The sequence below is a fragment of the Enterobacter cloacae complex sp. IR5412 genome (assembly GCF_049237385.1).
GTDB classification, from domain to species: domain Bacteria; phylum Pseudomonadota; class Gammaproteobacteria; order Enterobacterales; family Enterobacteriaceae; genus Enterobacter; species Enterobacter intestinihominis.
In genome coordinates this window covers 1-23181 of the sequence record NZ_JBMKHQ010000023.1, presented here as the reverse complement: position 1 = coordinate 23181, position 23181 = coordinate 1, and the positions used below count along the sequence as shown (strand labels likewise).

Annotated in this window: 23 protein-coding genes; 5 read left to right on the top strand and 18 right to left on the bottom strand. The window is 57.5% G+C overall.

Annotation, left to right across the window (positions count from 1 at the left end; translation table 11 throughout):
- The first annotated feature begins 25 nt into the window (after window positions 1-25).
- Window positions 26-2305 carry a hybrid sensor histidine kinase/response regulator gene (locus ACOTX2_RS23930; protein ID WP_063148472.1) on the top strand — a complete coding sequence of 760 codons (2280 nt, stop codon included), beginning with the start codon at window positions 26-28 and terminating at the stop codon, window positions 2303-2305.
- Window positions 2306-2374: 69 nt separating this feature from the next.
- A complete protein-coding gene (gene yjdP, locus ACOTX2_RS23925; RefSeq protein ID WP_017382647.1) occupies window positions 2375-2698 on the top strand; it encodes a DDRRRQL repeat protein YjdP in 324 nt (107 codons plus the stop codon).
- Between the two features lie 55 nt (window positions 2699-2753).
- Here yjdP and phnP read toward each other — a convergent pair whose 3' ends face one another.
- The 16 genes from phnP to ACOTX2_RS23845 all read right to left on the bottom strand — a co-directional run bounded on the left by phnP (window position 2754) and on the right by ACOTX2_RS23845 (window position 14680).
- On the bottom strand, window positions 2754-3512 hold the full coding sequence (phnP, locus tag ACOTX2_RS23920; RefSeq protein WP_063148473.1) for a phosphonate metabolism protein PhnP: 759 nt from the start codon (window positions 3510-3512) through the stop codon (window positions 2754-2756).
- 9 nt (window positions 3513-3521) lie between these two features.
- The gene (phnO, locus tag ACOTX2_RS23915; protein WP_063148474.1) at window positions 3522-3956 is read right to left on the bottom strand and encodes an aminoalkylphosphonate N-acetyltransferase; all 435 of its coding nucleotides are present in this window, start codon (window positions 3954-3956) and stop codon (window positions 3522-3524) included.
- Window positions 3949-4500, bottom strand: a complete 552-nt coding sequence (gene phnN / locus ACOTX2_RS23910) for a ribose 1,5-bisphosphokinase (RefSeq protein ID WP_032621424.1) — start codon at window positions 4498-4500, stop codon at window positions 3949-3951. Before phnN ends, phnO begins: the two co-directional genes overlap by 8 nt.
- A complete protein-coding gene (gene phnM / locus ACOTX2_RS23905) occupies window positions 4497-5633 on the bottom strand; it encodes an alpha-D-ribose 1-methylphosphonate 5-triphosphate diphosphatase (RefSeq protein WP_063148475.1) in 1137 nt (378 codons plus the stop codon). Before phnM ends, phnN begins: the two co-directional genes overlap by 4 nt.
- Window positions 5630-6310: a phosphonate C-P lyase system protein PhnL gene (phnL, locus tag ACOTX2_RS23900; RefSeq protein WP_022646780.1), complete on the bottom strand. Its 681-nt coding sequence runs from the start codon at window positions 6308-6310 to the stop codon at window positions 5630-5632. The genes phnM and phnL overlap by 4 nt, the downstream gene beginning before the upstream one ends.
- 256 nt (window positions 6311-6566) lie before the next feature.
- Window positions 6567-7322 carry a phosphonate C-P lyase system protein PhnK gene (gene phnK / locus ACOTX2_RS23895; protein ID WP_006177354.1) on the bottom strand — a complete coding sequence of 252 codons (756 nt, stop codon included), beginning with the start codon at window positions 7320-7322 and terminating at the stop codon, window positions 6567-6569.
- Window positions 7319-8164 (bottom strand): alpha-D-ribose 1-methylphosphonate 5-phosphate C-P-lyase PhnJ, encoded by an 846-nt coding sequence (phnJ, locus tag ACOTX2_RS23890; RefSeq protein ID WP_022646781.1) that lies wholly within the window; start codon window positions 8162-8164, stop codon window positions 7319-7321. The genes phnK and phnJ overlap by 4 nt, the downstream gene beginning before the upstream one ends.
- Window positions 8157-9221 carry a carbon-phosphorus lyase complex subunit PhnI gene (locus ACOTX2_RS23885; RefSeq protein ID WP_063148476.1) on the bottom strand — a complete coding sequence of 355 codons (1065 nt, stop codon included), beginning with the start codon at window positions 9219-9221 and terminating at the stop codon, window positions 8157-8159. Before ACOTX2_RS23885 ends, phnJ begins: the two co-directional genes overlap by 8 nt.
- Window positions 9221-9805 (bottom strand): phosphonate C-P lyase system protein PhnH, encoded by a 585-nt coding sequence (gene phnH, locus ACOTX2_RS23880; protein WP_003860219.1) that lies wholly within the window; start codon window positions 9803-9805, stop codon window positions 9221-9223. The genes ACOTX2_RS23885 and phnH overlap by 1 nt, the downstream gene beginning before the upstream one ends.
- The gene (phnG, locus tag ACOTX2_RS23875) at window positions 9802-10254 is read right to left on the bottom strand and encodes a phosphonate C-P lyase system protein PhnG (protein ID WP_022646783.1); all 453 of its coding nucleotides are present in this window, start codon (window positions 10252-10254) and stop codon (window positions 9802-9804) included. Before phnG ends, phnH begins: the two co-directional genes overlap by 4 nt.
- Window positions 10255-10980, bottom strand: coding sequence for a phosphonate metabolism transcriptional regulator PhnF (gene phnF, locus ACOTX2_RS23870; protein ID WP_022646784.1), 726 nt, complete (start codon window positions 10978-10980; stop codon window positions 10255-10257).
- Between the two features lie 20 nt (window positions 10981-11000).
- Window positions 11001-11780 (bottom strand): phosphonate ABC transporter, permease protein PhnE, encoded by a 780-nt coding sequence (phnE, locus tag ACOTX2_RS23865; protein ID WP_022646785.1) that lies wholly within the window; start codon window positions 11778-11780, stop codon window positions 11001-11003.
- A 50-nt stretch (window positions 11781-11830) separates the two neighbouring features.
- Window positions 11831-12847, bottom strand: coding sequence for a phosphonate ABC transporter substrate-binding protein (phnD, locus tag ACOTX2_RS23860; protein WP_022646786.1), 1017 nt, complete (start codon window positions 12845-12847; stop codon window positions 11831-11833).
- Window positions 12848-12870: 23 nt separating this feature from the next.
- Window positions 12871-13659, bottom strand: coding sequence for a phosphonate ABC transporter ATP-binding protein (phnC, locus tag ACOTX2_RS23855; protein ID WP_003860210.1), 789 nt, complete (start codon window positions 13657-13659; stop codon window positions 12871-12873).
- A gap of 173 nt (window positions 13660-13832) precedes the next feature.
- On the bottom strand, window positions 13833-14264 hold the full coding sequence (gene yjdN, locus ACOTX2_RS23850) for a VOC family metalloprotein YjdN (protein WP_022646788.1): 432 nt from the start codon (window positions 14262-14264) through the stop codon (window positions 13833-13835).
- A gap of 80 nt (window positions 14265-14344) precedes the next feature.
- The gene (locus ACOTX2_RS23845; protein WP_022646789.1) at window positions 14345-14680 is read right to left on the bottom strand and encodes a zinc ribbon domain-containing protein YjdM; all 336 of its coding nucleotides are present in this window, start codon (window positions 14678-14680) and stop codon (window positions 14345-14347) included.
- 591 nt (window positions 14681-15271) lie between these two features.
- On the opposite strand from ACOTX2_RS23845, the gene crfC reads away from it, so the two are divergent.
- Window positions 15272-17626, top strand: a complete 2355-nt coding sequence (gene crfC / locus ACOTX2_RS23840) for a clamp-binding protein CrfC (RefSeq protein ID WP_063843941.1) — start codon at window positions 15272-15274, stop codon at window positions 17624-17626.
- A complete protein-coding gene (locus ACOTX2_RS23835) occupies window positions 17623-18501 on the top strand; it encodes a diguanylate cyclase regulator RdcB family protein (protein WP_022646791.1) in 879 nt (292 codons plus the stop codon). The genes crfC and ACOTX2_RS23835 overlap by 4 nt, the downstream gene beginning before the upstream one ends.
- 33 nt (window positions 18502-18534) lie before the next feature.
- On the opposite strand, the gene kdgT is transcribed toward ACOTX2_RS23835, so the two are convergent.
- Window positions 18535-19527, bottom strand: a complete 993-nt coding sequence (gene kdgT / locus ACOTX2_RS23830) for a 2-keto-3-deoxygluconate transporter (RefSeq protein ID WP_022646792.1) — start codon at window positions 19525-19527, stop codon at window positions 18535-18537.
- A gap of 646 nt (window positions 19528-20173) precedes the next feature.
- Here kdgT and proP point away from each other — a divergent pair.
- Window positions 20174-21676 (top strand): glycine betaine/L-proline transporter ProP, encoded by a 1503-nt coding sequence (gene proP / locus ACOTX2_RS23825; protein ID WP_022646793.1) that lies wholly within the window; start codon window positions 20174-20176, stop codon window positions 21674-21676.
- Window positions 21677-21708: 32 nt separating this feature from the next.
- Here proP and ACOTX2_RS23820 read toward each other — a convergent pair whose 3' ends face one another.
- The gene (locus ACOTX2_RS23820) at window positions 21709-22662 is read right to left on the bottom strand and encodes a nickel/cobalt transporter (protein ID WP_023299116.1); all 954 of its coding nucleotides are present in this window, start codon (window positions 22660-22662) and stop codon (window positions 21709-21711) included.
- Window positions 22663-23181 lie beyond the last annotated feature (519 nt).

The following is a 23181-nucleotide window of genomic DNA, read 5'->3' as shown; positions in this document are numbered from 1 at the left end:
CCAATCCGCAGAGGAGCCCAAACCCATGTCTTCACGCCCCCCGTTCTTCACCAGCGCCCGCGGACGCCTGCTGATTTTTAATCTGCTGGTGGTCGCCGTCACGCTGATGGTCAGCGGTGTGGCGGTGCTCGGCTTTCGTCACGCCAGCCAGATCCAGGAGCAGGTCCAACAGCAAACGCTGGATGACATGACCGGCAGCATGAACCTCGCCCGTGATACCGCAAATGTGGCAACGGCGGCGGTGCGGCTGTCGCAGGTGGTCGGTGCGCTGGAGTACAAAGGCGAAGCCGAGCGGCTGAAACAGACGCAGATGGCGCTGCGCCACTCGCTGGATCAACTTGCCGATGCGCCGCTGGCGCAGCAGGAGCCGGCGCTGGTGGCGCGAATTATTCGCAGGAGTAATGAATTACAGCAGAGCGTGACGGGAATGCTGGAGCGCGGGCAAAAGCGGCATCTGGAGCGTAACGCGCTGCTCAGCTCGCTCTATCAAAGCCAAAGCTACCTGCGTCATTTGCAGGATATCAACCGCCGTTACGCGAGCAATGTGCCAGACGCCCGACAGCTTGCAGAGATGGACAGGCTGATCGTTGCCGCCATTGATACCCCTTCACCGCGCGCCACGGTGCAGCAGCTGGATGCAGTAACCGCGGGGTTATCCGCGAGCGCCCTGCAACCGGTGGCCAACCTGGTGCTCCCGGATTTTAATGATGAGCTGCGCAAGCTCGCACCACTGTCGACGCAGCTGGAGGAGAGCGAACTGTCCATCAGCTGGTACATGTTCCACATCAAGGCGCTGGTGGCGATATTAAACAGCGACATTAATCAGTACGTTGAACAGGTGGCGCAGGCTTCCCGGCTTCGCACGGCCCAGAGCCATCACGAGCTGCAATCCATCAGCGTGTTTATCAGCATCTTCGCGGTGCTGGCGCTGATCATCACCGGCTGTGCCTGCTGGTATATTTACCGCAATCTGGGCTCCAACCTGACGGCTATCTCAAGGGCGATGTCGCGTCTCGCTCATGGGGAGCAGGATGTGTCGGTGCCCGCGCTACAGCGGCGTGATGAGCTGGGGGAACTGGCGCGCGCGTTTAACGTTTTCGCCCGCAATACCGCTTCGCTGGAGCACACCACGCGGCTGCTGAAGGAGAAGACCTCACAGATGGAGGTTGACCGCATCGAACGTCAGGGGCTGGAGGAGGCGCTGCTGCACAGCCAGAAAATGAAGGCGGTCGGGCAACTGACGGGTGGCCTGGCGCATGATTTTAATAACCTGCTGGCGGTGATTATCGGCAGTCTGGAGCTGACCGATTCGGCATCACCGGACGCGCCGCGCATCACCCGTGCGCTTAAAGCCGCGGAACGCGGAGCCATGCTCACCCAGCGTCTGCTGGCCTTCTCGCGCAAGCAATCCCTGCAACCCCATGCGGTAGAGATGAAGCCGCTGCTGGAGAACCTGAGCGAGCTGATGCGGCACTCGCTTCCCGCCACGCTGACGCTGGATATTGAAGCGCAAACCCCGGCGTGGCCCGCATGGATTGACGTCAGCCAGCTGGAAAACGCCATTATCAACCTGGTAATGAACGCCCGTGACGCAATGGAGGGGCAATACGGTGTGATCAAAATCCGCACCTGGAACCAGCGTGTGACCCGCAGCGACGGGCGCAGGCAGGATATGGTCGCGCTGGAGGTGATTGACCACGGCTGCGGGATGTCGCAGGAGGTGAAATCGCAGGTCTTTGAACCGTTCTTCACCACCAAACAGACCGGCAGCGGCAGCGGGTTAGGGCTGTCGATGGTGTACGGCTTTGTGCGCCAGTCGGGTGGTCGCGTTGAGATCGAAAGCGCGCCGGGGCAGGGAACCACCGTGCGGCTCCAGCTGCCGCGCTCGACGCTGCCCGCGTTCTCCGATGATGTCGTGCTGGCGACCACGGCCCCGGCAGAAAGTGAGCTGCTTGTGCTGGTCCTGGAAGATGAGGCGGGCGTGCGTCAGACCCTGTGCGAGCAACTGCACCAGCTTGGCTACCTGACACTTGAAGCCGAAAACGGCGAGCAGGCGTTGAACATGCTGGACGCATCACCGGATATCGGCATGTTTATCAGCGACCTGATGTTGCCGGGCGGCCTGAGCGGTGCGGAGGTGATCGGCCATGTACGCAGCCACTATCCGCAGTTGCCGGTTCTGCTGATCAGCGGGCAGGATTTGCGCCCGGCGCATAACCCGCAGCTGCCGGACGTTCCGTTACTGCGAAAACCGTTCACCCGCGCACAGCTGGCGCAGGCGCTGCGCAAGGTGAGGGTAATTTGAGATTCCTCCGCTACTCCCGCTAACAGCCAGTCATTACTTTAAGGCCAGTTCACCTGCGAGTCTGGCCTTATGAAACGTTACTCTACCGCTCTGTTATTGGGTCTGCTGACTTTAACCAGCCAACTGGCGCATGCCGATGTGATTGATGATGCTATTGGCAATATTCAGCAGGCGATCAACGACGCCTATAACCCCGGCAGCAGCCGTAATGACGATGACGACGATCGTTACGATCGCAGCCGTCAAACCGACAGCCGCCAGTACGACGATCGTCGCCGGCAGTTAGAAGACCGACGCCAGCGCTTAGACGAGCGTCAGCGGCAGCTGGATGACGACCGGCGTCGGTTAGAGGAGGATGAGCGCCGGTTAGAGGATGATTACGATCGGTGGTAAACCCCGGTATCGCAACGCGTAGGCCGGGTAAGGCGCAGCCGCCACCCGGCAAAACCTAATCCAGCACCAGTACCATCCCGTCATACCCCGCTTCAATGCCGGACGGCAGCGGGTTATCCATCATCCAGACGTCAAACTGATGGCTGATATGCGTCAGGATCACCTGCGGACAGCCAATCACCTCGTTCAGCGCAATCACCGTATTCAAATCACAGTGGTTGGGCGGCGTCTCCTGGCGCGGTTCATGGCTACAGTCAATAATCATCGCCTGCGGCTGATTATTTAGCAGAAACGTCACCGTTTTATCCGGTAGCCCGGCGGTATCAGAAAGCCACGCCACGCGGCTGTGGGCGGACTCCAGCAGATAGCCAAATGTGAGTTTTGAATGGTTGAGCGGCAGCGGCGTGACCCGCAAGCCCTGAAGTTCAAACGTTACAAACGGCTCTACCGTGTGGCTGAAATCGAGAAGGCCCGGATGTTTGAACAGGTCGTCACAGCCTGCGTCGTCCGGCGGACCGTAAACCGGAATGGTCGCCCCCACGCCCCAGCGCAGAGGAAACAGCCCCTGAACGTGATCCATATGATAGTGGGTAAGCAAAAACTGCCTGAAACTCCCTGCGGGCCAGTCGTCCATCAGGTGTGGAATACCTGCGTCCAGCAAGGTGACCGCATCGTTGAATTTCACCGCCGCGCTACAGGGGCGACGGCGATGGTTTTCCTGCAAACGCGCCCGTCGGCACGCCGCGCAGTCGCAGCCAAACACCGGCACCAGCTGCGCCCCTCCCGTTCCTGTCAGCGTGATCGTCAGACTCATAACGCACCTCTACAGCGGTTTGGTGAAGCGGAAATGGCTTTGCGTATACCCTTCACGTACATAAAAACGGTGCGCGTCCACGCGCTTCACGCTGGTGGAAAGCTCGGTCAGCTCGGCGCCTGCCTGGCGTGCGATCTCCTCTGCCCAGGCCAGCAGCTGGCTGCCCACTTTCAATCCGCGCACCTGCGGCATCACCACCAGCTCCTGGATCTCGCCGATCCAGCGGGCGTGGTGCAGGTGAAACTGCATGTGCAGGCCGATCATCCCGATGATCTTCCCGTCCAGCTCGGCCAGCTGGTAGCGCATATTGTGATCCTGCAAGTTGGCCAGATACCCGGCGTGAAACGCCTGATGATCGAACTCGGCCTGCTTAAGTTCGCAGATCAGAGCGTAAACGATCGGCGCATCGTCGGCGGTGGCGGGGCGAAGCTGGCAGTCAGGCATGCTGTTTCTCCTTCTGGCGAATAAGCGATAGAAAGGTCTCGACTGACTGTAGCAAACTTCCGTCGTTATTGAGGAGATGGCAACCCGACGGGGTGTAGCGCGCCGCACGTTCCAGCCGCTGGTCGATCTCGCGCGCGTTTTCGCGCCCCCGCTTTTGCAGCCGGCTACGCAGAACCTCCGGGGAAACCTGCAAACAGACCGGGAGCAGCGCCGCTTCGTACCGGGCGCGAGCCTGCGGGAGATGCGCCCGTGAGCCGTTAACCAGCACGTCGAACCCCGCGTGCAGCCAGAGGTCGATCTCAATGCCGACGCCATAGTAGTAACCGTTGGCATGCCAGCTTAGCGCCAGCAGGTTTTGTCCGGCGCGGGTAAAAAACTCCTGCTCGCTCAGGGCGATATGGTTTTCGCTTCCGGCGTTGGCATCGCGCGTGATATAGCGGTGCGCCACCAGCAGCTGTGAGTGTTCCCGCTGCCGTAACGCCGACAGCAGGCTGTCCTTCCCGGAGCCGGACGGGCCCATTAACCAGATGAGTCTTCCCATCAGAACACCCTTTTTCCCTGACGCCAGACGTGGTCGATATGAATGTGCTCGCCCTTAAGGTGCGCCAGCACCAGATCGGCCCGTTTCCCCTCGGCAATTTCCCCGCGATCGTGAAGATTAAGCGCCGAGGCCGGGTTTTTCGTCACCAGACGAATCGCCTGCGGCAGCGTGAAGCTATTGCCTTCGTCGTCCGCGACGCGGAAGGCCGCGTCCAGCAGGCTGGCGGGGTAATAGTCAGATGAGAGGATATCCAGCAGGCCGAGGGAGGCGAGCTTGCTTGCCGCCACGTTGCCGGAGTGTGACCCGCCGCGCACGATGTTCGGCGCACCCATTAGCACGTTCATGCCATGCTTACGCGATGCCTCTGCCGCCTCGAACGTGGTGGGAAATTCGGCGATCACGCTCCCAAGCTGGTGGGATTCGCGAACATGGTCGTGCGTGGCATCATCATGGCTGGCCAGGGCAATATTACGGTCACGGCACATCGCGGCAATGGAGAGACGATTCGGCTGCGACCACCGCGCCGCAAGCTGGAGCTGCTCTTCTTCATAGCGCGCCATCTCGGCATCATTGAGCGCGTATTTGCCCTGATAGTATTCGCGATACTTTTCAATGTTGGCGAACTGGCGCTGCCCCGGCGAGTGATCCATCAGGGAAACCAGCGAGACCGGCTCGCGGCCCACCAGCTTTTCAAACAGCGGCAGGGTGGTGTGGTGCGGCAGCTCGCAGCGCAGGTGCAGGCGGTGCTCGGCGCGGTTGAGGCCGCGCTTTTGCGTCTCCTCCACGGCGTTGATCATCTTCTCCAGGTTCTCCAGCCGATCGCCGCCGTCGCGCACGTCGCCGATCGCCACCGCGTCCAGCACCGTGGTGATGCCGCTGGCGACCATCAGCGCGTCGTGGCTGCTCATCGCTGAATGAGCAGGCCAGTCGACCTTCGGGCGGGGCGTGAAAAATTTATCAAGATTATCGGTATGCAGCTCAATCAGCCCCGGCAGCAGCCAGCCGCCTTCGCCATCCATCGCGTCCGGTGAGCGGCTCTGGGTTTCAGCAAACGCGCGGATGACACCGTCCCGGACCTCAACCGAGCCGTTCACGACTTCATTTTCCAGTACCAGCCTGACGTTATTGATAATCATACGTTTGTCCCCATCGGGTGCAGTCTGTCCGCCACGCGATGGCGTACGGCGTCGTCGTGGAAGATCCCGACGATCGCCGCGCCGCGCGCTTTGGCCTGTTCGATCAGTTCCATCACCGCTGCGCTGTTTTTACTGTCGAGCGAGGCGGTGGGTTCATCCAGAAGTAAAATCGGGTAATCGACGATAAAGCCGCGGGCGATGTTCACGCGCTGCTGTTCGCCGCCGGAAAAGGTCGACGGGGCGAGGTGCCACAGACGCTCCGGTACGTTGAGACGCGTCAGCAGGCTGGCGGCTTTAGCGGCGCAGGTTTCGCGCGGTACGCCGAGATCCAGCAGGGGCTGCATGACCACGTCCAGGGCAGAGATCCGCGGGATCACCCGCAGGAACTGGCTGACCCAGCCGATCGTCGAGCGGCGTACTTCCAGCACCTTGCGCGCGGGAGCCTGGACCAGATCGACCCATTCATTGTTATGGCGGATATGAATATGGCCTTCGTCCGGCAGGTAGTTGGCATACAGGGAGCGCAGCAGGGTGGATTTTCCACTGCCGGAATGGCCATGCAGCACCACGCATTCGCCGTTGCTGACCTCTAATGAGGCATTTTGCAGTACCGGCAGGCGGACACCGTTTTGCTGGTGGAGCACAAAGGTTTTACTGACATTTTCAACGTGGATCATTTTTGCCTCGCGATTCGTTTTGCCGGGTGGCGGCTTCGCCTTACCCGGCCTACGGGTGCGGTGTTCGTTTTGCCGGGTGGTGGCTTCGCCTTACCCGGCCTACGGGTGCGGTGTTCGTTTTGCCGGGTGGCGGCTTCGCCTTACCCGGCCTACGGGTGCGGTGTTCGTTTTGCCGGGTGGTGGCTTCGCCTTACCCGGCCTACAGGTGCGCTGTTCGTAGGCCGGGTAAGCGCAGCGCCACCCGGCAACAGCGCCCTCAGTTCTGCAACACCGACGACACCAGCAGCTGGGTGTACGGATGATGCGGATCGTCGAGCACGCGGTCGGTCAGCCCACTTTCCACCACCTGACCCTGCTTCATCACCAGAAGACGGTCCGCCAGCAGGCGCGCGACGCCTAAATCATGGGTGACAATCACCACCGCCAGGTTCAGCTCCACCACCAGGCCGCGCAGCAGGTCGAGCAGGCGCGCCTGCACGGATACGTCCAGCCCGCCGGTCGGTTCGTCCATAAACACCAGCTTCGGATGGGTGACGAGATTGCGGGCAATCTGTAAACGCTGCTGCATGCCGCCGGAGAAGGTGGTCGGCAGGTCGTCGATGCGCGAGGCGGGGATTTCAACTTCCTCCAGCCAGTGCTGCGCCGTGGCGCGGATATTGCCGTAGTGGCGTGCGCCGGTGGCCATCAGCCGTTCGCCGATGTTGCCCCCCGCTGACACCTGACGGCGCAGGCCGTCCATCGGGTGCTGATGCACCACGCCCCACTCGGTGCGCAGCAGGCGGCGGCGCTCGGCTTCGCTCATGCCGTATAGCGATGCGCCCTCATACAAAATGTCGCCATTCTGCGGCGTCAGGCGCGCGGAGATGGACTTCAGCAGGGTGGTTTTACCGGAGCCGGACTCGCCGACGATGCCCAGCACTTCGCCCGGCCACAGCTCAAACGACACGTCGCTAAAGCCTTTGCCCGGCGCATAAAGGTGAGTCAGGTTGTTAACCGAAAGCAGCGGTTTCATTGGCTGTTCGCCTCGCTCTGTTGGCGGCAGTAATCGGTGTCGGAGCAGACAAACATCCGTTTGCCCGTGTCGTCCAGCACCACTTCATCCAGATAGCTGTGTTTGGATCCGCAGATGGCGCACGGCTCGTCCCACTCCTGCACCGTAAACGGGTGATCGTCGAAATCCAGGCTCTCTACGCGGGTAAACGGCGGTACGGCGTAGATGCGTTTTTCACGTCCGGCACCAAAAAGTTGCAGGGCGGGCATCATGTCCATCTTCGGGTTATCGAATTTCGGGATCGGCGACGGGTCCATCACGTAGCGGCCGTTCACCTTCACCGGGTAGGCGTAGGTGGTGGCGATATGGCCGAAGCGGGCGATGTCCTCATACAGTTTGACCTGCATGATCCCGTACTCTTCCAGGGCGTGCATGGTGCGGGTTTCGGTTTCCCGCGGCTCGATAAAGCGCAGCGGCTCCGGGATCGGCACCTGGAAAATCAAAATCTGATCTTCCGTCAGCGGGGTTTCCGGGATGCGGTGACGGGTCTGGATCAGCGTCGCGTCTTCGGTTTTTTCAGTGGTGTTGACGCCCGTTACGCGCTTAAAGAAGTTGCGGATCGACACGGCATTGGTGGTGTCGTCTGCCCCCTGGTCGATGACCTTCAGCACGTCCGCTTCGCCAATCACGCTGGCGGTGATTTGAATACCGCCGGTGCCCCAGCCGTAGGGCATCGGCATTTCGCGGCCGCCGAACGGCACCTGGTAGCCGGGGATCGCCACAGCCTTAAGGATGGCGCGGCGGATCATGCGTTTAGTTTGCTCGTCCAGATAGGCAAAGTTGTAGCCGCTTAAGTTAGCCATTGGCGCGCTCCCGTTGCAGGCGTTTCAGCAGTTCCAGTTCGGCCTGGAAATCGACGTAGTGCGGCAGCTTGAGGTGCGAGACAAAGCCCGCGGCCTCAACGTTATCCGCGTGGGCCAGCACGAACTCTTCGTCCTGTGCCGGCCCTGCAATATGCTCGCCGTAGTCCGGCGCCTGGAGCGCACGGTCAACCAGCGCCATCGCCATCGCCTTGCGCTCGCTCAGGCCATACACCAGCCCGTAGCCGCGGGTAAAGTGTGGATCTTCATTTTCTGGCGCGACAAAACCGTTGACCATTTCGCACTCGGTCATCAGCAGTTCGCCGATGTTCACCGCAAACCCCAGCTCTTCTGGCACAATTTCGACATCGAGATAGCCGCTGCGGATCTCTGCCGCGAAGGGGTGGTTGCGCCCGTAGCCGCGCTGCGTGGAGTAGGCCAGCGCCAGCAGATAGCCTTCGTCGCCGCGCATCAGCTGTTGCAGACGGGACGAGCGCGAACAGGGATAGACCGGCGGCGTGCGGGTGATGTCATCCGGTGTGCTGCCGGTGTCTTCTTCCGCCTTCGCCAGCCCCTGGTTTGCCAGCAGGCTAAAGACGTGCGGGGAGGCGTCTTGTTCAGCGTCAGAGGCGCTGAGTTGCGGTGTTTCACCGTTCGCCAGCAGAGTGAAGTCCAGCAGGCGATGGGTGTAGTCGTAGGTCGGACCAAGCAGCTGACCGCCAGGAATATCTTTGTACACCGCAGAAATACGGCGCTCTAATCGCATTTCCGCCGTATTCACCGGCTCGCTTACCGCCAGCTTCGCAAGCGTAGTGCGGTAAGCGCGCAGCAGGAAGATGGCTTCCACGTTATCGCCGCTGGCCTGTTTCAGCGCCAGCGCCGCCAGCTCGCGGTCCGCGATGCAGCCTTCGGTCATCACGCGGTCGACGGCCAGGTTTAACTGCTGTTCAATCTGGGCGACGCTCAGCTCGGGAAGAGCGTCATCCCCCCGGCGTCTGTGCGCCTGCAAGGCATGGGCGGCGGCGATCGCCTTCTCGCCCCCTTTGACGGCAACGTACATCAGCACACCTCCACGTGAGTGGTTCGCGGGATCGCCAGCAGGCGCTCGCCGCAGGTCAGGATCAGGTCGATACCGAGCGGGAACGGATGCGGGCGCTCGGTCAGCTCATGAATGATGCACTCCGGCAGCTGGGGGGCGACCATCCGCTCGTCGGCGATGCCTGCACCCGTCAGGCGAAGCATGCGACCACCGCTCAGGCTGGAGACCTGCAAAATCAGCGTGGCGCTGGTTTCCGGGGCGACGGCGCTGCCTTCGCTCAGGGCATTAAGCTGCTCGTGGCTGATTTGCTCGTCTGCCACGGCAAAGACTGCCTGCTGGGGCTGCTCGACCAGCGGCGCGTTGGTGTGAAAGCGCAGGTTCTGGCTGGCGATATCGTTCAGCAATGCCCCTGACAGCCATACCGGCGTGTCGTTGTCCGCCAGCGTCAGCAGCACGCTGGTAGAGGCGAGGTTCAGCGGCAGCCAGCCCTGCGAAAGCTGGTGCAGCGAGACGATCACGCCGGGCTCGCTCATGGCTTTCAGCAGGCGACGGAAACTCTGTTGGGCATCCTGGACGGCCAGGGTAAAGGCAGGTTGAAGCGTCATGCGTTGTCTCCGCGAACGAGCGTAAAGAAGTCGACCCGGCTGGTATTCACTTCGGTCTGACGCGCGGCAAGGCGTGCGGCGCGGTCAGCTTCCAGCGGGGCAATAAGGGTTTCCATTAAGGTCTGAAAATGCGGCTGTTCCTGTAAAAGCGCGTCGATCACGGCGCAGCGCTCGGCGTGTGTTTTGTCGCGCCCAAGTACGTAGCCGTAGCCCAGCGTGCCGCTGCTCAGGCGGATCACCGCGCGGGTGAGGGTGGCATCGCCGGCGAAGAAGCGCTCGCCGGTGCCGCCCATGCGTGCCTGAATCTGCACCAGGCCGATCTCCGGCGCGCGGATCGTGTCGTAGTCCGGCGTCAGGCCGAGCGCGTTCATGCGGGCAGCCAGCGCAGCAGGCTGGCTGTGGGCCAGCACGCGCATCCAGCGCTGACGAGTGGAGGTGTCGAAGTGCATTCAGTGCTCCATGGTAAATTCAATCATGTCGGCGCGGGTCAGGCTGACGGAGTATTCCGTTGCGTTGACGTCGCCGTCACGGTGGTTGAGGGTGCGCACGCAGAGCAGCGGGGCCATGTTGGGGATCTCCAGCACCTTGCTCTCTTTAGCCTGCGCGCGGCGGGCGCTGATGCGCGTCTGGGTGCGTTTGAGCGCGATACCCGTCGCCTCCTGAAGAAAATCATGCAGGGAACCGCTGGCGAAATGTTGCAGCACGGGCCAGAGGGAGAGGTCCGCGAAGTAGTGGTCGATCTGACAGACCGCCACGCCGTTCACCCGGCGCAACGTGCGCAGGTGAACGACGTTGTCGCCCTCCTGAATCCCCAGCGCGTCCGCTACGTGGCGGGAGGCCGGGCGCAGGACAGACAGCAGCTTTTCGCTGGTGGGGTGGCTGCCCTGATCGAGCAGGTTCTGGCTAAAACGCGCCTGGGCATTGAGCGGGTAGTCAAACGGGCGCATCAGCACCAGCACGCCGACGCCCTGACGACGCTGGACCCAGCCGCGCTCCACCAGCTGATCGATGGCGCGACGCAGGGTGTGGCGATTCACTTCGTAGCGGTCGGCAAGCTGCTGCTCGGCAGGCAGGTAGTCGCCGCACCGATAGTGCGTGCGCAGCTCCACTTCGAGCTTTGCCGCAATCTCTTGCCAGCGGGTAGGGTAACTGGTCGGATGTCTGGATAAGTGCATACCAATCAAAGCCTCGCTTCTCAGATGAAGTGCTTACGCAAGCGTTGAGAGAGGAAATCCAGCAGGCTGACGGTGACGATGATGAGCACCATCAATGCGCAGGTTTGCTGGAACTGGAAACCGCGAATCGCTTCCCACAGGGTGACGCCAATACCGCCTGCGCCCACCATGCCGACCACGGTGGCGGAGCGAACGTTGGACTCGAAGCGGTATAGCGAATAGGAGATGAGCAGCGGCATGACCTGCGGCAGGACGCCGTAGAGGATCTCTTCGATTTTGTTCGCGCCGGTTGCGCGGATGCCTTCCACCGGGCCGGGCTCGATGGCTTCAACCGCTTCGGAGAGCAGCTTGGAGAGTACGCCGGTGGTGTGGATGAACAGCGCCATCACGCCAGCGAACGGACCCAGGCCGACGGCGACCACGAACAGCATCGCAAAGACCATTTCGTTGATGGCGCGACAGGCGTCCATCAGGCGACGCATCGGCTGGTAGATCCACCACGGCACGATGTTTTCGGCGCTCATCAGGCCAAACGGAATGGAGAGGATCACGGCGAGGGCGGTGCCCCAGACGGCGATTTGCAGGGTGGTGGCCATTTCACTGAGGTAGTCCTGCCACTGGCTGAAGTCCGGCGGGAAGAAGTCGGCGGCGAAGGTCGCCATGTTGCCCGAGTCCCTGAAGAGCAGCAGCGGATCCATCTCCGCGCCCTTCCAGGAGATAACGAGCACCGCCAGCAGAACGGCCCAGCTTATGAGCGAGAACCAGCTGCGCTTTGGCGGCGGGAGGGTGATGGTTTGCATGTTGGCTCCTTAATCTGTTCTCCCTCTCCCTGTGGGAGAGGGGACTTGAGTTACTGCACCGCTTTATTCACGCTGGTCATCGCCCCGAGCGCGGCGGTCAGGCGGTCGAGATCGTCCAGCTGCGCCTGAATTTCCGACACTTTGCTGGTCTTCTCTTCTTCCTTCAGACCTTTGTTGTCCTTCACGCCCTGCATCTGTTTAAACAGCGCCAGCTGGCGAATCGGCACCAGCTGCAAATCGCTGGACGCGCGGAACGGTGCCCAGCCCAGGTGCGCCAGCACTGCTTTCTCTTCCGGCGTTTTGCCGTAGTTCATAAAGAAGTCGTAGACCTTGTCTTTGGTGCTTTCGGAGAGGTTTTTACGCCACACAATCGGGTCGCCCGGGATCAATGGCGATTTCCAGATCACCTTCAGCGCTTTCAGCTTGTCCGGCGCGGAGGTCTTCAGCTTGTCGAGGTTTTCAGTGTTGTTGGTGGCAACGTCTACCTGCTTGTTCGCTACGGCCAGGGCGTTGGTTTCGTGGCTGGCGTTGACCGTGCGCTTGAAGTCGCTGGCGGAGATGTTGTTTTTCGCGAAGACGTAGTAACCCGGGACGAGGAAGCCGGACGTAGAATTCGGGTCGCCGTTACCAAAGGTCAGCTCTTTGCGTTTGGCGAGCATATCGTTGAGGTTGTTGATCGGGCTGTCTTTGTTAACGATCAGCACGCTCCAGTAGCCCGGGGAGCCGTCTGCTGCAACGGTCTGGGCAAAGACCTGGCCGTTGGCGCGATCTACCGCTTCCATGGCAGAGAGGTTGCCGTACCACGCGATGTCGACTTTGTTGAAGCGCATTCCCTGGATAATGCCCGCGTAGTCCGGGGCGAAGAAGGCGTTCACTTTGATCCCCAGTTTGGTTTCCATATCTTTCAGGAACGGTTCCCACTGCGGCTTCAGGTTTTGCTGTGATTCCGTTGAAATGATGCCAAAGTTCAACGCTTTTTCCTGTTCCTCTGCCCAGGCCGGGCTTAACAGGGTGCTGATGCTGAACATGCTGGTGAAGGCCAGCGCGGCAACGGCTTTGTAGTTCATTTCCATTCCTCGTTATCGGGGCGTTAAGCAGCCTGCGCGCGTTCTTCGACGCGGTTTACGCTGCGGTAGAGATGATCAAAACGTTCGTTATCAAACTGATGGCTGGCGCCATCGAAGAACACGTGGCCCTGACGCAGGGCGACGATGCGCTCGCAGTAGCGCAGGGCGTAATCCACCTGATGCAGCGTCACCACCACGGTGATGCCGTCGTTCTGGTTGATGTCGCGCAGGGTTTCCATCACGATGCGGGCCGATTCCGGATCCAGCGAGGCGATAGGCTCATCGGCCAGAATGATTTTGGCTTTCTGCATCAGGGCGCGGGCGATGGCGACGCGCTGCTGCTGTCCGCCGGAGAGCGTTGAGACGCGCTGGTGGGCAAAATGCGCCATGCCGACGCGGGTCAGCGCCTGTAAGGCTTCTTGTTTCTGGGAAGGGGAGAACCAGCGCAGGCAGGTGCGCCAGAACGGGGTGCTGCCGAGCGCGCCAATCAGCACGTTCTCGAGCACCGTCAGGCGGTTCACCAGGTTGAACTGCTGAAAGATATAGCCCGTCTGCGCGCGGCTTTTGCGAATATCGCTCGCCAGACGCCCCGCATGTTGCACGGTGTTACCCAGCAGCTCGACGCGGCTTTCCGGCGTTTTGTCACAGGTAATGAGGCCGCTTAAGTGACGAAGAAGGGTGGATTTTCCTGAACCGGATGGCCCCAGCAGCGCCACCATTTCGCCCTGCTGGACGGTCAGATCAACGGCATGCAGCGCCTTGTTGTGATGGAAGGTTTTGCTCAGTTTCTCGACGCGAATGACAGTTTGCATGTGCTGGGCCTCACGATAAATGTGGCCTCATGCTGGCGTATCAATATGACATTCAGGTTAAGTGTTGGTTGCGGGAGTTTGAAGAGTTGAGGGGGATTTGATGACAATCACCGTAGGGCCGGTCAGCGCAGCGCCACCGGACGCTGTTGCCGGATGCGCTGCGCTTATCCAGCCTACGATTTAACGACGTTAATCATCCACGGCACGCCGTATTTGTCGGTCACAGTGCCGAATCCGTGCGCCCAGAAGGTCTCCTGCCAGGCCATTTCAATATTGCCGCCATCGGCGAGGTTGTCGAACCAGCGCTTGCCTTCCGACACATCCTGGGTGTCGAGCACCAGTGTGAAACCCGCGTATTGCGCGCTGCTGCCAGGCGGTATCCCGTCGCTCATCATAATGTCGCTGCCCGCGATGCGGACGTTAGAGTGGGCGATGGCGGTATCCGGGAAGTTCATGCCGGACGGACAGCCTTCTTCGCTGTTTTCGTCTTTAGGCATTTCGCCGAAGGTGATTTTGTAGAGGAGTTCTGCGCCGACGGCCTGCTGATAGAAGGCGGTGGCCTCCGCACAGTTGCCGGCGAAAGAGATGTAGGGACTTAACGGCATAATCTTTACCTCACGTAAGAAAAGCCCGTTAAGTGTAGTTCCCGAACGCCCGGTAAGCGAAGCGTCACCGGGCGGGTCAATCAGTTCTTTTTCACGAACTCAGATTTCAGTTTCATCGGACCGAAGCCGTCAATTTTGCAATCGATATTATGATCGCCTTCAACAAGACGGATGTTTTTCACTTTGGTACCAATCTTCAGCATGGAAGAACTGCCTTTTACCTTCAGATCTTTCACAACGGTAACGCTGTCGCCGTCTGACAGCAGGTTGCCGTTCGCGTCTTTCACAATCAGCGTATCGCTGTCCTGCGCAGGCTCCGCATCGTTCCATTCATGGGCGCATTCCGGGCAAACGAACATGCCATTGTCTTCATAGGTGTATTCAGAATTGCATTTCGGGCAGTGTGGAAGTTGCATGTTGGTATCCTCAAAAGTGTTAACACGCTGGAAAACGCCAGCTAAATGACGGCAGTGTGCCGAAAAAGGCAGCGAGTATAACGCAAATCCCCACTTTTGTCGGTGATATTGTTTTAGAAAAATAGCGCAAAAATGCGTAAAAGATGACACGAACTGTCAGTGAATTAAGGGAAGCTTATGCCCTGCACGGCAGTGATCGTTATGATGATAAATATATCGAATATTTTATTACAGCAAATTGCTACGCTGTGCCATTTCGGATAAGGTGAAGGAACAAGCCGTTATTTATCTATCCTTTCTGATGCTATACATCTTTTGGTGTCAGGGAATACCTCTCTTTTTTGGTGGGTAAATAACGATGATATCTCCTGATGTTTCCTGAAAATGCGTTTTGTCTATTTACTTTTGGTCTTCTGACCAGAGGGATGTTTTACACGTATTAGAAGGGTGAGATTTAAATTCTCATTATCTTCAGTTACTTGTATTAAATGAACATGTTTTCCATACGTGATCATATAAGCCTGAACAGTATAATTAAAAAAACGTGGCTTAATAAAAGTAATAAATTTGCGTTAAGGGAAGGCTTTTATCATGCACACACAGACCATATTTGAATTAAGCCAGGAAGCCGAACGTTTGTTACAGCTGGCTCTGAACAATCTTGATTCATTAAAATCAATGCCGATTGCAAAGCTGGATAGCACAGCCGCTGCCATGAGCGGTGTTAATAACAACGTTTTGCCATTACATTTTAGCACGCGGGGTGTCGACGCTCAGCAGGCGTTGCTGAATAACGAATTACGCAAAATAACCCGCCTCGAAATGGTGCTGGCGATTGTGGGTACCATGAAAGCGGGAAAATCGACCACCATTAATGCGATTGTGGGCACGGAAGTGCTGCCGAACCGCAATCGTCCGATGACGGCGCTGCCCACGCTGATCCGCCATACGCCGGGCCAGAAGGAGCCGGTGCTGCATTTTTTGCACGTTGCGCCCATTGATACCCTGATTTCCCAGTTGCAGACGAAATTGTGCGATAAAGATCGCGGCAAGCTGGCGCGGCGTCTGGAAATCGACAAGGACATGAATACGCTGCTGGAGCGCATCGAAAGAGGTGAGGCGTTCGGAAAACATCACCTGGGCGCGGAGCCCATCTTTCATTGTCTGAAAAGCCTGAACGATCTGGTGCGGCTTTCTCAGGCGCTGGGCGTGGAGTTTCCTTTTTCTGAGTACGCCGCGATTGAACATATTCCGGTGATTGAGGTGGAATTTGTGCACCTCGCCGGTCTGGATGCGCACCTGGGGCAACTGACGCTGCTCGACACGCCGGGGCCGAACGAGGCCGGTCAGCCGCACCTGCAAAAAATGCTCAGCGAGCAGCTGGCGCGCGCCTCCGCCGTGCTGGCGGTGATGGACTATACCCAGCTTAAATCCATTTCCGACGCCGAGGTTCGGCAGGCAATTTCGGCGGCGGGGAAATCCGTGCCGCTTTACGCCCTGGTCAATAAATTCGATCAGAAAGATCGTAACAGCGACGATGAAGAGCAGGTACGGGCGATGATTTCCGGCACGCTGATGAAAGGGAATATTTCTCCGGGACAAATTTATCCGGTCTCTTCCATGTGGGCCTACCTGGCAAACCGCGCCCGCTATGAGATGAACACCCATGGGCGGCTTCCCGATCATCAGGATCAGCGTTGGGTGCAGGATTTTGCCGAGGCCGCGCTGGGCCGCCGCTGGCGTACGGCCGATCTCGACGATAGTGACCATATTCGCCATGCGGCGGATCTGCTGTGGGAGGATTCGCTGTTCGAACAGCCCATCCGCAAGCTGATTTACGCGGCTTACGCCAACGCCTCGCTGTTCGCCCTGCGGTCGGCATCGCATAAGCTGCTGAACTATGCGCAAAATGCCAGAGAATACCTGGATTTTCGCCATCAGGGACTGACGGTCGCCTTTGATGAGCTGGAGCGGAATATTAAGCGCCTGGAAGAGGACATGGCGATGCTGCGTCAGCGGCAGAGCGTAGTGAGCGATGAGGTCCAGCATGAAGTTGAAGAGGCGCTCAACGCAGCGGATGCATTTCTGCTTAGTCAGAAAGGCGAACTTCACCAGGCGCTGGACGACATGTTTAGCCGCCCGTTAATTCTTGATTTAGCCGGGCGCGAGCCATCCAGCATGCGTACAGACGACACGGATGAGAACCAGCAACTGGTGCTTGACGATGAAGGGCAGGCACAGATTGTCCTGAGCAAGATCCGATCGTCATGCGAGCAGATTTTGCTGAATGCGCAGAGCAGAATTAGCCGGGAGCTGGCGTTACGCTTCGATCAGCTGGAGTCTACGCTCGCCCGATCGTTGAATGAGGCGATGCGCCCCATCGAGATGCAAATTAAGGAACAGCTCAGTCATGCCGGCTTTCGGGCGCGGATTAGCTTTCCGGCGTTTCAGGCAAACCAGCTTAACTTCAATACGCGCGGCTTATTTAATGATGCCATTGTGCAGGACACCCCTCCCGCCAGTCAGCCCGCAGGGGCGGGTAGCGTACGTAATACCGTCTCGCGCTGGCTCAATCATCCCGGCTGGGGCTGGGAAGCGTATGTGGAGACGCGCACCCGATATGTCATCGATATCGCTCAGCTTCATGGCAAATTTACGCAGCATACCGATCAGTTTTGCGATCAAATACGTAAAGCTTTGGCCGCGCAGGTCGATGTCTCTGTTACGGCAGGTATGGCAACGTTCTTTGCAGAGTTTTCGTTGTGCCTGACCGGGTTACAGGAAAGCTTGCGTGATAGCCTTGCCGTGCGGCAGCAGAATGAGCATTCAACCCGGGCGCTTAGCCAGTTGTTGAAGCAAAGTATGACCACAGCGGCGTGGATTCAGGAAGATACCCGACTGTTACGCGATGATATTCAAACCTTATTCGCGGCAGAGCAACCATGACAACACAGCTACTGGACGGTCCCGGGCGGACGCTGGAGTGTATTCATCCAAAATTTATGGTCGATTTGGTCCAGGGGGCGGATGCTGCTCGTCACACCCTCCTGGGGCCACAGCAACTGCAATTTCGTGAGCGTTTGACGCAGGAGATCGTTACGCAGACCCGGTTGCGGCCATGGGCAATGGCGGGAATGCTCAACGAAAATGCAGCACTGCGGCTGGGTCTGGCGGAGAAACTGGCCGGTATGCTCGACCCCGGACACCTGGCGCTGACCCGCATGTCCGACAAGCTGGTAGCCCTGCGCCAGCAGGTTAATCCACGCCTCCCTCAACCTTCCGGATTGTTGCAACAGTACGAGGCGCTCTCCGCACATTTCAACCAGCGTGCCGCCTATAAAGAGAAAGCGCTCGCGCAGCGCGGCCTTACGGTTCAGGCGGGTGAGCACAGCGAGCAAATTTTTACCCGCTGGCGAGCCGGGCAGTATGACGGCTGGTCGCTGGCTGGCCGCTGCTTTATCGTGCTGGAAGAGTTGCGCTGGGGCGCGTTTGGCGATGCCTGTCGTCTGGCGAATAGTGATGTGGCGGCCATGCTGAAAGATAACCTGCGCAGCATGGCCGCAAACTATCTGGCACAGGGGATTAACGCTTCTCCCACCACCCGGCATTTTTACCATCAGTGGCTGACGACGCCCGCTTCTCCTGGTCTGATGGATTATAAAGATATGCTTGGCTGGCTGGGGGACTGGTGTCAGGCGGATAAACATCCGGTGAGCTGGTCAGTGACGCAGAGCTGGCAAACGGTCGCGCTGGGTATGCCGAGACTCTGTTCGGCAAAACGGCTGGTGGATGGCATGGTGGAAGAGATATTTAGTGCGTGATTGCCCCCTCTTTTTAAGGAGGGGGCGAACGGCTTAGTGGTGCATTTCTACCGCTTTCGGCTCTGCCTGGGTCTCCGGAACCTGTCCAAAACGTCTGGCGTACAGCGCCGTGATGATCGGGACCAGAATCGCCGTCACAATCACGCTGGCGGCAACCAGGGCCGTGGCGGAAGCCGCCACCGGTTCAAAGGCCGGGTTAATCTGGGCGATAATCACCGGGTTAGCTACCGCAGCGCCTGCGGCCGACGAGGCGGCCACACCTGCGGTTCCGTTACCGCCCCCAATGACGCGGTCTGCAATAATTAGCGGGATACCCGTGATGACGATGACGGCAACACCCAGCACAATACCCAGCAGGCCGGTTTCCAGAATCACGTTCAGATTGATGGTATTGCCCAACGCGAAGCCGAAGAACGGGATCAGTACCGGGGTGGCTTTGCTGAAGAAATCGCGCAGATCGTGATCGAGGTTGCCTAGCGCAAAACCAATCAGGAACGGCAGGATCGCCCCGACAAAATGGTGGGGTTCAAAGGAGGCAAGGCCGGCAGAACCCAGAATCAGCATGGTCATCAGCGGACCCGACTCCAGGGACATCAGCACGAACGCGCCTGATTCTTCTTTGGTGCCATATTGATTCATCAGGCTGGCATAGAGACCGCCGTTGGTCATATCCATTGCTGAAACAATGGCCAGAACGGATAATCCGGCGAAGAATCCGGTCTGTATGCCATTCTCCGGAATGAACATCGCGCAGATCATGGCAACGACCCAGGCGACCGCAATTTTAGTAATGACCAGCGTCCCTGATTTACGTAATACCGTACCAGTTGCACGTAAATTAATAGATGCGCCGATGCAAAAGAACCAGACTGCCAGAATCGGCACCGTTCCGGTGATCATACCTTTTGTAAAACCGCCAAAATAAGCACCGGTATTCGGGGCCAGCGTATTTAATATCGCGCCAAGTACCAGCGGGACCAGCATCATCCCGCCCGGGATGCGTTCTATTGTTGCTTTAATCTTCATCATTAACCCTCACATCTCGCCCGCGTGGCTGGCGGAAATCTCAAAAAATAGATCAACAAATTCAAATGATTGCCTTTTTTGAAGACCAATCGATTCGTTACTTATGCTGTAAAGCGAAATTCAGGTGCTTAGCATTCCTTCATTTGAAAGCCGCTGGGATATTGTGTTCGGGTTTATCATGCGATCTTTGGAATTGCGATTCAATGAAAATAAAACACTGTTTTAGTTATCTGCGTCACATATTGAATGTAAACAGGAATGCCCGCTGTTAATAATTAAATTTTGTGTAAATTCGATGTGAAGAAATGTGATTGTTTTTTGTTTTAAGAGGAATAATAACGGGTGTTAAGATGTGCTTGATAAAGGGGGTGAGAATGACCTTATTTATCGTGAATTGACAAAACCTGAAGCCAACTTACGAACCGGAAAAATATATGTGAAGTTGATCACATATATAAACGCTGGTAGGGTAAAAAGGTCTTTAACTGCCCAGACAGGCGTCAACAGGTTCGGTTGTATTGAGGTAAAACGTCAATGTAAGTAAACCTGCTACGCTTGAATAAGGAGATTCGCATGGAGCGGATCTCTGGTTCACAGCTTGCAAATGCGCTGTGAAACGGACGGGGCTGAGTCTACGAGGAAAGCTATGCTTAGAAGGAAAAAAGTAAAACCCATCACGCTGCGCGATGTCACCATTATTGATGATGCGAAACTGCGCAAAGCGATTACGGCGGCCTCGCTCGGTAATGCGATGGAGTGGTTCGATTTTGGTGTCTACGGCTTTGTTGCCTATGCGCTTGGTAAAGTGTTCTTCCCCGGTGCCGATCCCAGCTTGCAGATGATTGCCGCGCTGGGTACGTTCTCTGTTCCCTTCCTTATTCGCCCTCTCGGTGGCCTGTTCTTCGGCATGCTGGGTGATAAATATGGTCGCCAGAAGATCCTGGCCATTACTATTGTCATCATGTCGATAAGTACATTCTGTATCGGCCTTATTCCGTCCTATGCGACCATTGGTATATGGGCGCCGATCCTGCTGTTGATCTGTAAGATGGCGCAGGGCTTCTCCGTTGGCGGCGAATATACCGGTGCATCGATTTTTGTCGCCGAGTATTCTCCGGACCGAAAACGCGGCTTTATGGGCAGCTGGCTCGACTTTGGTTCGATTGCCGGGTTTGTCATGGGCGCGGGAGTTGTGGTTCTGATTTCAACCGTAGTGGGTGAAGAGAACTTCCTCGACTGGGGCTGGCGTATTCCGTTCTTCCTGGCGCTGCCGCTTGGCATCATCGGTCTTTACCTGCGTCACGCCCTGGAAGAGACGCCTGCGTTCCAGCAGCACGTTGAAAAGCTGGAGCAGGGCGACCGTGAAGGGTTGCAGGATGGCCCAAAAGTGTCGTTCAAGGAGATTGCGACCAAACACTGGCGCAGCCTGCTGACCTGTATCGGTCTGGTGATTTCCACCAACGTGACCTATTACATGCTGCTGACCTACATGCCGAGCTATCTGTCGCATAACCTGCACTACTCGGAAGACCACGGTGTGCTGATTATTATCGCCATCATGGTAGGCATGCTGTTCGTGCAGCCGATTATGGGTCTGCTGAGCGACCGCTTTGGCCGTAAGCCATTCATTATTCTCGGTAGCGTCGCGCTGTTCGCGCTGGCAATCCCGGCCTTTATTCTGATTAACAGCAATGTGCTGGGGCTGATTTTCGCCGGTCTGCTGATGCTGGCGGTGATCCTCAACTGCTTTATCGGGGTGATGGCTTCTACGCTACCGGCAATGTTCCCGACGCATATTCGCTACAGTGCGCTGGCGGCAGCCTTTAATATCTCCGTTCTGATTGCGGGCCTGACGCCGACGCTTGCTGCTTCACTGGTGGAGAGCACGCAGAACCTGATGATGCCTGCTTACTATCTGATGGTTATTGCGGTGATTGGCCTGATTACCGGTATTACTATGAAGGAGACGGCGAACCGTCCACTGAAAGGGGCAACGCCTGCGGCGTCCGATATTCAGGAAGCGAAGGAGATCCTGCGCGAGCACTACGATAACGTAGAGCAGAAGATTGAAGATATTGACGCAGAGATTGAAGAGCTTCAGAAAAAACGTTCTCGCCTGGTTGATCAGCATCCGCGAATTAACGAGTGATAAAAAACCCGCCGCTGGCGGGTTTTCTTTTATTAGCATCCTGCGGCGATATAGTCGCCGCTGGCGCTGACGGGGATCACCGTCAGGAAGAGGATAGTTGCGAACAGTATCAGAACAACTCCTCCGGCTATTTTGACCATCGGCATTACCCAGTTCAGGGAAGTGCCGCCACTAAACCAGGCTACTGTGCGTTCACGCGCGTAACGTACTGCCAGCGACAGCCCCATAATCGACAGCGCCGTGCCCAGCGACATTGTCATCACAGCAGCAATTCCCCAGCTAATAATGCCGAGCGCATTCGAGAACATCAGGATCATAATTGCTCCGCTGCACGGGCGTGCGCCAATGGCCAGCACCACGCCCAGACGGGTTTTCCAGTCGCTTTTAGCCAGATCCACCCCTACGCCGTGATGGCCGCAGCCACAGTGTTCATTATGCTGATGATGCGGCTTGATGGCGCTAATCGCCATTTTGCGCGGACGCAGGCTGCTGAGCGCCTGATAAATGATAAACGCACCGAAGGCGGCAATCAGTAAGGCGCTGATTTTCTCGACGTACCAACGGCTGGTACTGATATCCCCTGCCGCGAGGTTCAATCCAACCGCCAGGATAAACACAAAGAGGATCGCGCTGACGCCCTGCATCAGGCTACCGATAAACGGTACGACGCGCGCCGCGAGCTGGCTCTCTTTATTGGTGCTGAGATACGTGGCGACGATAAATTTGCCGTGTCCTGGTCCAACGGCATGGAGTACACCATAAAGAAACGCACCGGTTAACAACCACAGCCCACCGCTGTACTGATGATTATTAAGTTGCAGCAAATACATCACCAGATAACGGTGCAGGGTGATCTGAGCGGCGAGGCACCACTGAATAAAAGCATTCCAGTGCGTATGCAGTGCGAAACCTGCCATAAGTAACACCAGCACGGCGAGCCCGGCGGTTGGGATACGCCAGTCACGTTGAAGTCGTTGTGTCGTCATCAGGTTGGTCTGCGAGAGGAATATTTGCCGCTAGTATAGTGTTCAATTAGCGGGATCGCACCGGGATCGTCAATGGATTGTGGATAACTCTGTGCGTAAAAGGGTATAAGGCGGGGTTTTGCTGGGGAATACAGCAGTCAGTCATTTTTTTGCAACTTTTCTGTTGCGGTCGCTCGGGAACTCCCTATAATGCGCCTCCATCGACACGGCGGATGTGAATCACTTCACAGACAACCCGGTCGGTTGAAGAGAAAAAATCCTGAAATAACGGGTTGACTCTGAAAGAGGAAAGCGTAATATACGCCACCTCGCGACAGAGCGCTGAAGCGCGTCGCAACTGCTCTTTAACAATTTATCAGACAATCTGTGTGGGCACTCAAAGTGACATGGATTCTTAACGTCGCAAGACGAAAAATGAATACCAAGTCTCAACGAGTGAACACGTAATTCATTACGAAGTTTAATTCATTGAGCATCAAACTTTTAAATTGAAGAGTTTGATCATGGCTCAGATTGAAC